The sequence below is a fragment of the Amycolatopsis sp. SB7-3 genome (assembly GCF_041021335.1).
In the GTDB taxonomy this organism is placed as follows: Bacteria; Actinomycetota; Actinomycetes; order Mycobacteriales; family Pseudonocardiaceae; genus Amycolatopsis; species Amycolatopsis japonica.
In genome coordinates, this window is the sequence record NZ_JBFPJQ010000001.1 from 1,373,654 (window position 1) to 1,386,468 (window position 12,815).

A 12,815-nucleotide genomic window follows, 5' to 3' on the forward strand; every position below is an offset into this window, starting at 1 on the left:
GTGCGGCGCGGAAGGGCTCGCTACGTTCCTGCCGGTGGCCGTGCGGATCCAGGTGCTGGGCTCGCTGCGCGTGTGGCTGGCCGGGGCGGAGGTCGACCTGGGCCCACCGGGCCGCCGCGCCGTCCTGGGATTGCTCGTGCTCGCCGGCGGCGAGGCGATGTCCAAGCAGGAACTGGTGGACGCGCTGTGGGGTGACCGGCCGCCGCGCAGCGCGGTGAACGTCCTCCAGACCCACGTCAAACACCTGCGGCGGCTGCTGGAACCCGGCCGCCCGTCGCGATCCGGAAGCGACATCCTGCCCCATGTCGGCGGCGGTTACGCGGTGCGCTGGGACGCCGTCGAAATCGACCTGCCCCACGTCCGCGGGCTCGTCGCCCAAGCGAACGACGCCCAGCGCGACGGCGAGACCGGCCGCGCCGCGTCCCTGTTCGGTGAGGCCGTGCGCCGGTGGCGTGGCAGGCCGCTGGCCGATGTGCCTTCGCTCGCAACGCATCCCAAGGTCCTGGCCCTGCTCGCGGAACGCCGCGCGCTGCTCGCCCGCTACGGCGACGCGATGCTCGCGATCGGCGCCGCCGACGAAGTGCTGACCGAACTGGTCGAAGCCGCCGCGGATCAGCCGCTGGACGAACCCGCGCAAGCCCGGTTGCTCCGCGCGTACCATCGCGCGGGCCAGCGGGCGACGGCTTTCCGGCTCTACCAGGACATTCGTGAGCGGCTGCTCGAAGAACTGGGCGTCGAACCCGGGCCGGAACTCGTCGCGGCGCACACCGCCCTGCTCGAAGACGGCGAACCGCTCCCGAACCCGCGTCCCGCCACCCGGGTCCCCCGGCAGTTGCCCGCCGAACCACCCGGCTTCACCGGCCGGGCGACCGAACTGTCCATTTTGGACGAGCTGGTGCCGCGTCCCGGCCGCTCCGGTGGCGCGGTGGCGATCGCGGCCGTCACGGGAACGGCGGGCGCCGGGAAGACCGCGCTGGCCGTGCACTGGGCGCATCGGATGAAGGACCGGTTCCCGGACGGGCAGTTCTACGCGAACCTGCGCGGCCATTCCGGCGGCGCGCCCGCGACGGCACTCGAAGTGCTCACCCGGTTCCTGGCCGCGCTGGAGATCCCCGCCGAACGGCTTCCCGCGGACACGGAGACCGCGTCCGCGCTGTACCGGACGCTGATGACCGACCGGAAGGCGTTGGTGGTGCTGGACAACGCCGTCGACGTCGAGCAGGTCCGGCCGCTGCTGCCCGCCGGCCCCGGCTGTCTGGTGCTGGTCACCGCCCGGGACCGGATGGCCGGGCTGGTGGCCTTGCACGGCGCCCGGCGGATCACCTTGGGTGTCCTCGATCCCGGTGAAGCGCTGGAACTGCTCGCGCGGCTGCTCGGCGTCGAGCGCGTCCGGGCCGAGCACGAAGCGGCCGTCGAGGTGGCCGGGCTGTGCGCGTATCTCCCGCTGGCGCTGAGGATCGCGGCGGCCAATCTCGCCGACGATCCCGGGAACGGTGTCGAGGACTACGCCATCGAGCTGCGCAAAGGCAATCCGCTCGCCGCGCTCTCCGTGCCGGGCGACGAGCAGATCGCCGTCCGGACCGCGTTCGACCTTTCGTACGCGGCCTTGCCCGCGGAAACGCGCCGTCTGTTCCGGCTGCTGAGCCTGGTGCCGGGCAACGACATCGGCGTCGAAGCGGTCGAAGTCCTCACCGGTTCGGACGAGGCGGGGCGGATGCTGGACACGCTCGCGGGTGCGCATCTCGTCGAGCAGCACGCGCCGGATCGCTATCACTTCCATGACCTGCTTCGCCGTTATGCCGCCGATCGCCTGCGGGAATCCCCGGCGGAGATCGGATCCGCCCGGCAACGCCTGCACGAGTGGTACCTGCGTGGCGTCGACGTCGCGGCGAAACTGTTGTACCCGCACATGTTCCGGCTCCCGCTGGCCGTGCCCGACGGCCCGGTTCCCGCCGCGGCGGCGGACTGGCTGGAAACCGAGCTGGGAAGTCTTGCCGCCGTCGCCGAAGACGCGGCGCGGACCGGACCGCTTTCGGTCGCCTGGCTGCTTTCCGACGCCCTGCGTGGCTACTTCTGGATGTCGTCGCGCCAGGTGGAATGGCGGGCGACCGCCGAAGCCGCGTTGTCCGCCGCCGAGGAGGACGGCGACCTCCGCGCCCGCGCGTCCGCCCGGTTCAGCATGGCGGATCTGGGTTTCCGTCAGGGGCGGTATCGAAAGGCCGTCCGGGATTACACCGGCGCGCTCATGCTCGCCCGGCGGGCGGGCTGGGTGGAGGCGCAGGCCGCGGTGCTGGGCAATCTCGGTTGCGTGTACTGGCAATCCGGACGGCTCCCGGCGGCCGCGGCACGGTTTTCGCGAGGGCTGGAGCTGAGCAGACGCGCCGGAACACCCGCCGGGGAGGCCGTCGCGCTGGGCAATCTGGGGCTGGTGCAGTGGGAGATGGGCGATCTTTCCGGGGCCGCGGGGCATTACGTCCAGGCACTGCGCCGGTATCGCGGCATCGGCTCGCGTTACGGCGAGGCGATCAACCTGGCCAACCTCGGGCAGACGCAGCACGCCCGCGGCCGGGTCACGGAGGCCGCCGGGCTGCTCACCAAGGCTCTCGCGCTGCATCGCGAGGCCGGGAATCGCGCCGGGGAAGCGGAAACGCTCGGCAGGCTCGCGTCGGTGTACTGCGATCTCGGCCGTCACTCGGACGCGCTCGACCACGCGCGCGAAGGGCTGCGGCTCGCGCGAGAGACCGGCGAACCACGCGGTGAGGGCGAGGCGCTCGTCGCACTCGCGCACGTGCACCAGCGCGCGGGACACCGGCAGGACGCCGTCCGCCGGTACCGGCAGGCTTTGGTGCTGCTGCGGGAAACCGGCGACCGGTATCCCGAGGCCGACGCGCTCATCGGGCTCGCCACCGTCACCGGCGACCTCGGGCAGGCCCGTCAGGCGCTCGCCCTCGCCGAGCAGGCGGGCTATCACGCGTTGCGAAGACGGGCGGCGGCCGCGGTGGATTCGATCCTCCGGGCCTAGGCCGCGATGTCACCGCTGGTGTCATACGTGCCCGCCGGATGGAAGGTCACGACGACCCAGGGGTTGACGCCGTGTTCCTTGCCCGCGCCGTCCTGGCAGGAGAACTCGCTCATGTCGAACACGCTCCACGTCTTGTCCGGGAGTCGCCTGATCGACTCCTCGACGCGGCCGACCCAGCGGCAGGCCGGGCTGTGCACCCGCGCCGTCACCGAGGGGTCCGCCCAAACGATGCTCCCGCCCTCCGCGCACCACGAAAGGTCGAACGTGTAGGTCCACCTCCCCGGATCTTCGAGCACGACCGGCTTGATGACCTTGGCACCGGAAGCGCATTCCCGGACCGCTTCCGCCTCACCGGGCACGGCGAACGTGAGACCGGCGCAGAGGATCGCCGAGCAGACAAGGACGTTCATCGCTCCCACTGTTCCGCCGGACCCGCTCGTCCGCAAGCCGCCGGATGCCGGGTCCAACCGACGTCCAATGGCCGTCCAGTGCCGCCGAATAGCTTGTGCTCGCACAGTTTCCGCTGAGGGGAGTACGGATGAGGGCACGACTCACGAAGGTCTTGGCCGTGGTGGCGCTCGCGACGACGCTTGTCGTCGGGACCGCGAACTCGGCGCAGGCCGCCGGGCCGCGGGCGTTCGCGATCTCGTCGGACGGCAAGCTGATGGCCACCTTCTACACCGACACACCCCAGGTCCTCGACTGGGTCCGGCTCGTACAAGGCCTCACCTGCGGGGAAACGCGCCTGATCGGGCTCGATTTCCGCGTACAGAACGGTTTGCTGTACGGCGTGGGCGAGAAAGGGTGTATCTACACGATCAAATTCCCGCCCGCGGCACCCGACGTCATCGTCACGAAGGTCTCGCAACTGAGCGTTCCTTTGTACGGCAAGGACTTCGGCGTCGACTTCAACCCGGCCGCCGACCGGCTCCGGGTGATCAGCGACTATGGCCAGAACCTGCGGCACAATCTCGGCGACCACGTCACGATCGAAGACACCGTCCTGACCACTCCGCCGGCCGGCGGGCCGACCAGGGGTGTCACGGCGGCCGCCTACACGAACAACGATCTCAACCCCGACACCGCGACCACGTTGTTCGACATCGGCACGGCCACCGACCAGGTACTCGTCCAAGCGCCGGCCAACAACGGATTCCTCAGCCCGACCGGCGCGCTCGGCGTCGACACCGGCCCGATCGCGGGCTTCGACATCTACAGCGATCTGACCAACGGCAAGACGACCTCGGTGAGCGGTTTCGCCGTACTCAACCCGGCCGCCGGCCCGTCGGCCTTCTACAGCGTCAATCTGCTGACCGGCGCGGCCGCCAAGATCGGCGACTTCCCGCTGCCGATCGGGGATGTCGCGGTGGCGCTCGACGGTAGTTGAGTGGGGAACGCCGCTGTCCGGTGCCGGGTCTTCAGACTGGGCACCGGATGGTGGTGTTCGGGGGTTCGGGGACAGTTTCTTGTTGCCGGAAATCGGCGACTTCCCGCTGCCGATCGGGGATGTCGCGGTGGCACTCGACGGTAGCTGAGCGGGGAACGCCCCTGCCCGATGTCCAGACTTCGGCCTGTGCACCGGATGGTGGTGTTTCCGGGAATCGGCGACATCGACAGTTCTATCGTCGCCGAAAATCGGCAATGCCTCGGTCGTTCGCGGGGCCGGTAATTGTCGGTGGCGGGTCGTATGTTCGTGGGGTGGACACTCATTCCGCGCCTGTGGCGCTTGTGGAAAGTCTCACCGATCCCGAGGTATTGGCCGCGGTGAACGATGCCGCGATTCTGTTGGATGACAAGGATTCCGTGGCGTTGGCGCAGGTCGCCTCGGCCGGGATCGCACGCCTGGGAGCGGTCCGGTTCCGGGCGCTCGCGCAGCTGAATCGTCATCGTGACGGCGCACGGAGTGTGGCGCAGGAGGTCGCACTTGAGTTGTCCCTTGTGGACAATCATGCCGGTGCGCTGGTCGCCGCCGCCGACGCGCTGACCACCCGCCTGCCCCGCACGCTGAGCTTGATGGATGAGGGGAAGCTGGCCGGGTTCAGCGCGATGAAAGTCGCAACGGCCACCGCGTGGCTCTCCGACAAGGACGCTCGCGCGGTCGACGCACTGCTGGAAGAGCGGATCGCGGACAAGAACCCGGATCAGGTGCGGAAAGCGGCCAATCATGCGGCGAACACCGTCGATCCTGAGGGTGCCGGTAAACGGGCCGAGCGGCATCGTGAGGGACGCCGCCTCACTATGCGGCATGGTGAGACGGGGGTCGCCTCGATCGAGGTCGAGGATGGGCCGGTGGAGAAGGTCGCTGCCGCGTATCAGCGGATCGATCGTGAAGCGCGGGCTCTCCGAGCTGGTGGTGAGACTCGTACGTTGGAGCAGTTACGGGCCGATGTCGCCCTCGATCTCTTGCTCGGCGGTCAGGGTGGGGCGAGTGAGCGCAGCGAAGTGTTTCTCTATATGGATTTGTTCACCTATCTCGGCCTGAATGACGATCCGGCGGAGCTGGCCGGGCACGGCACGATCCCTGCCACGTTGGCCAGGGAGATCGCCACGGGTGGGAACAGTGTGTTGCGGCGGATCGTCACCGATCCGCTGTCCGGGCAGGTCCTAGATCTCGGCCGGGACCGGTACCGGCCGACCGCGGGTTTGGCGGAGTTCGTGCGGGTACGGGATCGAGAATGCCGAAGACCCGGCTGCCACCGTCCGGCTCAGGCGTGCGACCTCGACCATGCGGTGCCGTGGCAGCACGGCGGGCACACCACCGACACCGACCTCATCGACCTCTGCCGCCGCGACCACCGGTTGAAAGACGAACCCGGCTGGATCTATCAGCTCACCGCCGACGGCACTCTCACGATCACCACACCCACCGGGCAGCGTTACGCCAGCACCCCTCCGCCGCTTCACGGACCCCGCCCGGCGGTCGACGAACCGCCACCGTTCTGAGCCCGTCGCCGGAAAACGGCGATGGGCGGGTTGCGTGGGACTTCAGCGTTCCGCAGCATCGCCGAAAAGCGGCAACGGACAGGCCGCAGCCCAGCAACCACTCAAGAACTCCACCCACGGTCTGACCCGCGAAATCGGCCCCTGACCCGATCCGCCCACCCATCGCGATCGGCACGCTCACAGCATGGAAACCGACCACGTCTTCCCCGGCCGCCGCATCGCCGCAGTTTCGATGATCCTCGGCCCGCTCCTGCTGCTCACCGGGACGCTACTGCGGTCACGCTTCAACTTCTTCTTTCCCGACCAGCTGAAAGCGATGAGCGAGCATCCCGCGCTGATGACCGCCGCGTACACGTGTTTCCTGGCGGGCAACATCCTGCTGTGGCCCGCGATGGTCGCCATCGCCACCAAGATCGGCCGTACCAAGCCCGCGTTGGCCGCTTGGGGTGGTCTGTTCGTCCTTTTCGGACTCTTCGAGCGGACCTTCCACGCCGGGATCGACCAAGCCGCCCTCAGCCTTGCCGAACGGCGCGGCGCCGGATTCACCGAGGGTGTGGTCAGCGAGTCGTACCAGGATCTACATCTGTTCAGTTTTCTGTCGTTCACGATCATGTTCGGCTGGTACGTACTCGCGTTCGCCGCCTATCGGGCGAAAGTGCTCGGTGTCGCCGGGTCGATCGGGATGGCGACGATGGGACTTCTGCCGCTCGGGGTTTTGAAGGGCACCGAAATCGTGTCGATCATCGGCACCGCCGGACTTTGTCTCGCGTTGGTTCCGGCCGGTGTCCGCGCATTACTGGAAAGTCCCAAACCGAGCCGGCGGACAGTATTGCTCGCGGCGATCGCCGTTCCGGTGCTGGGCGGCCTCGCGTTCGCCAGCGCGCTGGGCTGAGTTCAGGCCAGCCGCGCGGGCGCTTTCGTGTCACCGGATTCGTGTTCGCGCCCCGCCGGGAGGCAGCTCATCAGCAGTACGACACCGACAGCACCGAGAAGCATGTGCCCGGCGAGGATGCACAGCCCACAGAATCCGATCCACAATGAGATCTTCATTCTCAGAGGGTAGGGCCCTTTTCGACACTGGGCCCCGAACTTGGGAAAGACTTAAGGTCTCCTTTGGGAAAAGGGTCTGTCCGGCGTACGCGCGCGTAATGCACCACCAGCGAAACCGTCGCGGCCAGGAAGACCACCTGCATCAGGCTCCGCGGCACCAGTTCGTCCATCGTCGAGGTCACCGGACCGTGCAGCGCCTTGTACACGTTCGCCGGGAACATCCCCAGCAGCAACAGCGTCAGCCCGGCGGACGCCCAAGGCGCCGTACGCGACCACAGCATTCCCGCGGCGCCCGCGAGTTCGAGGACGCCGGTGACGGTGACCAGCAGTCCCGGCGCGGGCAGCGCGGGCGGCACCATCGCGACGAGTTCCTCGCGCATGCCGATGAAGTGCGCGAGACCGGTGGTGACGAACAGTGCCGCGACACCGCCGCGCACGGCCACCGGCCAGGGTTTCAGCCGCTGGACGCCGAAGACGCCCAGCAGGGACAACGTCGCCGTGACGGCGATCAGCATCAGTACGGGTACGAGACCGGGATCCATGACCATGCCTCCGAAGCAGCAGTGAATCTTTCCACTGACAAGATGCGCTCTTGCGGCCCATCTTGTCAATGACTAGATTCGTCGTCATGAGTCCCTACCACCACGGCGACCTCCGCCGGGCCGTGCTCGACGCCGCCGTCGCGGCCGTCACCGAACACGGCCCGGCGGGGATCAGCCTCCGCGACCTCGCCCGGCGCGCGGGGGTCTCGCACGCCGGGCCGGTGCACCATTTCGGCGACAAGGCCGGGGTACTCACCGCGCTGGCCGCCGAGGGGTTCGACCTGCTCGCGGAAGCGCTCGTGGCCGAGGGCGACCGGGACTTCGTCGAGGTCGGGGTGGCGTACGTGCGCTTCGCGATCGAGCATCGCGCGCATTTCGAGGTGATGTTCCGCCCCGAGCTCCTCCGCGAGGACGACGAGGCGCTGACCGCGGCCCGCGACCGCGCGGGGGCCCTGCTCACCAGCGGCGCGTCGTCGGTCAGCGACGACGCGATGGCGGGGGTCGCCGCGTGGTCGTTGATGCACGGGTTCGCGAACCTGTGGCTCACCGGCGCGCTGCGTGCCGAGCTCCAGGAGGATCCGGACACCGCCGCCCGCGCGATCGCCCGGATCCTGTTCCCCTGAAACCGGCTCAGACCTGCGCGGTGGGCATCACGGTGACCTGCTGGAGGTTCACCCGCGCCGGGAGCGAGGTCAGGAACGCCACGGTCTCGGCGATGTCCTCCGGCTTCAGCCAGGTCAGCGTTTCGCGCACGCCGTCCAGCCACTCCAGGGCACCGGGGTCGGTGACGTGCCCCTGCAGTTCGGTCTCGACCAGGCCGGGCTCGATCGCCGCGACCCGCACCCCCTTCGGACCGAGGTCGGCGCGAAGGTTCTTCGACAGGTGCGTCACGTAGGCCTTCGAAGCGACGTATACGGCGAAGGAGGGGAAGACGGCCTGCGCGCCGATGGACGAGGTGTTCACCAGGTCCGCGACGCCCTTCTCGGCCGCCGAAGCGACCAGCTGCGGGACGAAGGCGCCGATGGCGTTCATCAGGCCCGTCATGTTGACGTCGATCATGCGCTGCCAGTCGCCGGTGGCGAGTTCGTCGATCGGCGCGGCCAGCATCACGCCGGCGTTGTTGAACAGCAGATCCGCGCGGCCCAGTTTCGCTTCGACCTCGGCCGCGGCGGCCCGCATCGCGTCGGCGTCGGCGACGTCGGCCACGAGTACGAGCGCAGTGCCGCCGTCCCGTTCGATCTCCTTGGCGAGGGTTTCGAGCCGGTCGGCCCGGCGGGCGACGAGCGCGACAGCCGCACCGGACGCGGCCAGCCGCCGGGCGGCCGCTTCGCCGATCCCGCTGGACGCTCCGGTGACGACGGCGACCCTGTTCGCGTGCGGTGCCGGGGAGTTCGTCATTTCTGTTTCTCCTAAGTGGACTCGGGGTGACAAGTCCAGAAAACCGGGCCGTGCGCGGAGATGGCACGGTCTGTTCAGCCTGGGTCCGGCAGTACCAGTCAGACCGCGCACGGAACTGTTACGTGCTCATCGAGTTCCGCGGACACGGACCGGCCAGCGTGATCCGCATGCGAATCCGATCCCTCGCGCTCGCGCTGATCCTGATGACGGCGACCGCCGCCCCCGCGGCCGCCGTCATCGGCGGCACCGAGTCCACCACGCCCTACGACTTCATGGTCTCGCTTCAGTACGAGGCTCCCCGCCCGGACGGACATCGGTGCGGGGCGGTGCTCATCGCCCCGCAGTGGGCGGTCACCGCCGGCCATTGCGCCAACACCCCGAACGGCGCGACGGCGGGCGTCCCCCGCGGCTGGAAGGTCCGCGTCGGCTCGCTGGACACCACCGCCGGGGGTGAGGTCACCGACATCGACAAGTTCTACCGTCGCCACCTTTCCTACAACCCGCCCGGTGAGGACATCGCGCTGCTGCACCTGCGCGAACCCGTGCGAGCCAAGCCCATCCGGCTCGCCGGGAGCAGTCCCGCCGTGGGAACCCCCGTCCGCATCCTCGGCTGGGGCGCGGCTTCGACCGGCTGTGGCGACTTCGCCGACCCGAAGTGCTACCCGAGCAAGCTGCGTGAAGCGGACACCGAGGTCGTGCCGCTCGACCGCTGCTGGGACGACGACGGGCACACCCTGCCGTTGTGCGTCGGCCGCACCGATCCGCCGGTCGGACCGGGGATGACGGATTCCGGCGGTCCCGCCCTGGTCCGTTCGGGCGACGGCTGGGCGCTGGCGGGAACGGTCATCGGACCGGGTGTCCGGGGCGCCGACTTCCCCGGCATGTACACCGACGTCGCGAAGAACTCGGCCTGGATCAACGGCATCGTGACCGGCACCGACGTCCCGCCGGACGACCCCGGCCCGGACGTGGAGGGCACGGCCGCGGTGGGCGACTGCAACGGCGCGGTGGTGCGTGCCGCCTCCGCCCGTCCCCACGATCCGGCGCTGGTGCTGACCAACGGCCACTGCGTGCCGAGCGGACGGCCCGCACCGGGGAAGGCCCTGGTCGACCGGCCCGCCGACCTGCCCCGCCCGGTCACCATCGCCGGCCGGGACGGTTACCCGAAGGCCAGTGCCCGCGCCACCCGATTGGTGTACGCGACGATGACCGGCACCGACGTCGCCCTGTACCGGCTCGACAAGACCTACGCCCAGCTGGCCAGGGAGGGCGCGAAGGTCTTCCGGCTGGCCACCAGCCCGATGCGCGCCGGGGACCGGCTGCTCATGTCCTACGCCAGCGGCCGCCCGCAATGCACGATCGAGGCGGTGGTGCCGCACCTGCGTGAGGCGGGGTACCAGCAGGACGACGCGGTCCGCTACGCCCCGAGCGACACCTGCGTGAGCAGGCCCGGCCGCTCCGGCGCGGCGCTTTTGACCCCCGACACGAATACGGTGATGGGTATCAACAACACCCACAGCCGGGACGGTGAGCGATGCACCGAGGGCAACCCGTGCGAGGTCGGCCGGGACGGGACCGTGACCGCGGTGAAGGGCCGCGGTTACGGCCAGCAGGTCCACCGGATCTCCGCCTGCCTGAGCAAGGGTTCACGGCTCGACCTGTCCCGCCCAGGCTGCCGGCTGCCCGCCTGACCTGCGACGAAATGCGGGGAAAGAAAAAAACCGGAAAGATCGCCGTCGCTGTCGAATCGGCGGGTCGCCCTTCGTATAGGGAGTGAAAGACCGCACGAACGAGGAGGACGCCATGACCCAGTACCTGATCAGCCTCTATCACCCCGACGGCCCTCTCCCGCCGCCGGAGTTCCTCGAGCCGGTGATGCGCAAGATCCAGGCGCTCAACGACGAGATGAAGTCCGCCGGGGTGTGGGTGTTCGCCGCCGGTCTGCACCCGCCGACCACGGCGACCGTGCTGCGGGCGACGGAGAACGGGCAGATCGCGACGATCGACGGCCCGTACCTGGAAGGCAAGGAACATCTGGGCGGTTTCACCATCGTCGAGGTGCCGGATCTGGACGCCGCGCTCGACTGGGGCCGCCGGGTCGCCGAGATCACCTATCTCCCGGTCGAGGTCCGGCCGTTCCAGGGTGTGGAAGACCCTTCGTGCGTCCCCTGACCTCCGAAGACATCGGCCGCGTCTTCGCACAGGAGTACGGCCGCGCGGTATCCGTGCTGGTCCGCGTCTTCGGCAGCATCGACATCGCCGAAGACGCGGTCCAGGACGCCTTCGCCGAGGCGGTGGACCGGTGGCCGTCCAGCGGTCCGCCGCCGAGCCCGGCGGGCTGGATCATCACGACCGCCCGAAACAAGGCCGTCGACCGGCTGCGCCGGGAAGCCGCGCGCGACGACAAGCACGCCCAGGCCGCGCTGCTCAACGCGGACAGTGAACCAGTGGAGGAGGGCCCGGTGCGCGACGACCGCCTACGGCTGATCTTCACCTGCTGTCACCCCGCGCTGGCCGTCCCCGCGCAGGTCGCGCTGACGCTGAAACTGCTGGGCGGCCTGACCACTGCCGAAATCGCGCACGCATTCTTCGTCCCCGAGACGACGATGGCCCAGCGGCTGGTGCGCGCGAAGGGCAAGATCCGCGACGCGAAGATCCCGTATCGCGTCCCCGGCGACGCCGACCTGCCGGACCGGCTGCGTTCGGTGCTCGCCGTGATCTACCTCGTGTTCAACGAGGGCTACGCGGCCAGTTCCGGTGAGCGGCTGGTGCGCGAGGACCTGTGCGCCGAGGCGATCCAGCTCGGCAGGCTGCTGGCCGGCCTCATGCCCGACGAACCGGAGGCCACCGGGCTGCTGGCGCTGATGCTGCTCACCGAATCGCGCCGCGCCGCCCGGACCGGTGAAGACGGCGAGGTCGTGTTGCTGGCGGAGCAGGACCGGTCACGCTGGGACCGGGCGCTCATCGCCGAAGGACAGACGCTGGTCCGCGCCTGCCTGCGCCGGAACCAGCCGGGGCCGTACCAGATCCAGGCGGCGATCAACGCCGTCCACAGCGACGCCGCCGACACGGCGAGCACCGACTGGGCGCAGGTCGTCGAGCTGTACGACCTGCTGCTCGCGATGAATCCGACGCCGATCGTGGCGCTCAACCGGGCCGTCGCGGTCGCCGAGGTACGCGGCCCGGAGAAGGCGCTCGACGTGATCGACGCCCTCGATCTGGAGGGATACCACCTCTACCACGCCATCCGCGCCGATCTGCTGCATCGCGCGGGCCGGACGACGGAAGCCGCCCAGGAGTACGAAGAGGCGATCCGGCAGGCGGCGAACAGCGCCGAACGACGGCTGCTGGAACGAAAACTGGCCGTGCTCAGTCGGTGATCAGCCGCGCCGGGCCGGGCCCCTTGGCGGCGAGGAAGTCGCCGGGGTTCACCAGCACGCACTGATCGAAGGACAGGCAGCCGCAGCCGATGCATTCGGTGAACCGGTCCCGCATGCACTCCAGCTGCTCGATGCGTTTGTTCAGCTCGGCGCTCCAGCAAGCGGATGCCCGCCGCCAGAACGCGTGATCCGGCGCGGCGCCCTCGGGCAGGAAATCGAGTACGCCGCCGATCACCTCGAGCGGGATGCCGAGATGGTGCGACGCGCGGATGAACGCGACGAGGCGAAGCGTGCTCCGGGGATACCGACGCTGGTTTCCGCTGGTCCGCCTGCTGCTGATGAGGCCCTGGCGTTCGTAGAACCGCAGGGCGGAGGTGGCGACACCGCTGCGCCGCGACAGCTCCCCGATGGTGAGCTCGGCCGGGAGTTCGGACATGCCCGTGATCCTAGCTTGACTTGAACCCTTGTTTAAGTTTCATG

The 12,815-nt window shown here is 69.4% G+C and carries 13 protein-coding genes; 8 read left to right on the forward strand and 5 right to left on the reverse strand.

The features are described from left to right. The first annotated feature begins 34 nt into the window (after positions 1–34). Positions 35–3,022 (forward strand): BTAD domain-containing putative transcriptional regulator, encoded by a 2,988-nt coding sequence (locus tag AB8M46_RS06680; protein WP_394359831.1) that lies wholly within the window; start codon positions 35–37, stop codon positions 3,020–3,022. On the opposite strand, the gene AB8M46_RS06685 is transcribed toward AB8M46_RS06680, so the two are convergent. Continuing rightward, complete coding sequence (locus AB8M46_RS06685) at positions 3,019–3,432, reverse strand: hypothetical protein (protein WP_394359832.1); 414 nt, start codon at positions 3,430–3,432, stop codon at positions 3,019–3,021. The genes AB8M46_RS06680 and AB8M46_RS06685 overlap by 4 nt on opposite strands. A 128-nt stretch (positions 3,433–3,560) precedes the next feature. On the opposite strand from AB8M46_RS06685, the gene AB8M46_RS06690 reads away from it, so the two are divergent. The 3 genes from AB8M46_RS06690 (at position 3,561) to AB8M46_RS06700 (ending at position 6,857) form a co-directional block, all read left to right on the forward strand. Next, positions 3,561–4,409, forward strand: a complete 849-nt coding sequence (locus AB8M46_RS06690) for a DUF4394 domain-containing protein (protein ID WP_394359833.1) — start codon at positions 3,561–3,563, stop codon at positions 4,407–4,409. Positions 4,410–4,741: 332 nt separating this feature from the next. Then, positions 4,742–5,965 (forward strand): DUF222 domain-containing protein, encoded by a 1,224-nt coding sequence (locus tag AB8M46_RS06695; RefSeq protein ID WP_394360853.1) that lies wholly within the window; start codon positions 4,742–4,744, stop codon positions 5,963–5,965. Between the two features lie 184 nt (positions 5,966–6,149). Continuing rightward, positions 6,150–6,857 (forward strand): hypothetical protein, encoded by a 708-nt coding sequence (locus AB8M46_RS06700; protein ID WP_394359834.1) that lies wholly within the window; start codon positions 6,150–6,152, stop codon positions 6,855–6,857. 2 nt (positions 6,858–6,859) lie between these two features. Here AB8M46_RS06700 and AB8M46_RS06705 read toward each other — a convergent pair whose 3' ends face one another. Both AB8M46_RS06705 and AB8M46_RS06710 read right to left on the reverse strand, forming a co-directional pair. Further along, complete coding sequence (locus AB8M46_RS06705) at positions 6,860–7,015, reverse strand: hypothetical protein (protein WP_394359835.1); 156 nt, start codon at positions 7,013–7,015, stop codon at positions 6,860–6,862. A gap of 2 nt (positions 7,016–7,017) precedes the next feature. After that, a complete protein-coding gene (locus AB8M46_RS06710) occupies positions 7,018–7,557 on the reverse strand; it encodes a DoxX family protein (protein WP_394359836.1) in 540 nt (179 codons plus the stop codon). A gap of 86 nt (positions 7,558–7,643) precedes the next feature. Between AB8M46_RS06710 and AB8M46_RS06715 the strand changes: the two genes are divergently transcribed. Next, positions 7,644–8,180, forward strand: a complete 537-nt coding sequence (locus AB8M46_RS06715; RefSeq protein WP_394359837.1) for a TetR/AcrR family transcriptional regulator — start codon at positions 7,644–7,646, stop codon at positions 8,178–8,180. A gap of 7 nt (positions 8,181–8,187) precedes the next feature. Here the strand turns inward: AB8M46_RS06715 and AB8M46_RS06720 are convergent, their stop codons facing one another. Then, complete coding sequence (locus AB8M46_RS06720) at positions 8,188–8,955, reverse strand: SDR family oxidoreductase (RefSeq protein ID WP_394359838.1); 768 nt, start codon at positions 8,953–8,955, stop codon at positions 8,188–8,190. Positions 8,956–9,122: 167 nt separating this feature from the next. Here AB8M46_RS06720 and AB8M46_RS06725 point away from each other — a divergent pair, with 167 nt between their 5' ends. From AB8M46_RS06725 to AB8M46_RS06735, 3 genes are all read left to right on the forward strand, one after another. Further along, on the forward strand, positions 9,123–10,646 hold the full coding sequence (locus tag AB8M46_RS06725) for a trypsin-like serine protease (protein WP_394359839.1): 1,524 nt from the start codon (positions 9,123–9,125) through the stop codon (positions 10,644–10,646). A gap of 112 nt (positions 10,647–10,758) precedes the next feature. After that, positions 10,759–11,127, forward strand: a complete 369-nt coding sequence (locus AB8M46_RS06730) for a YciI family protein (RefSeq protein WP_037348084.1) — start codon at positions 10,759–10,761, stop codon at positions 11,125–11,127. Then, a complete protein-coding gene (locus AB8M46_RS06735) occupies positions 11,115–12,335 on the forward strand; it encodes an RNA polymerase sigma factor (RefSeq protein WP_394359840.1) in 1,221 nt (406 codons plus the stop codon). Before AB8M46_RS06730 ends, AB8M46_RS06735 begins: the two co-directional genes overlap by 13 nt. Here the strand turns inward: AB8M46_RS06735 and soxR are convergent. After that, positions 12,325–12,771 carry a redox-sensitive transcriptional activator SoxR gene (gene soxR / locus AB8M46_RS06740; protein ID WP_038508065.1) on the reverse strand — a complete coding sequence of 149 codons (447 nt, stop codon included), beginning with the start codon at positions 12,769–12,771 and terminating at the stop codon, positions 12,325–12,327. The two genes, AB8M46_RS06735 and soxR, sit on opposite strands and share 11 nt — an antisense overlap. Between the last annotated feature and the right edge of the window lie 44 nt (positions 12,772–12,815).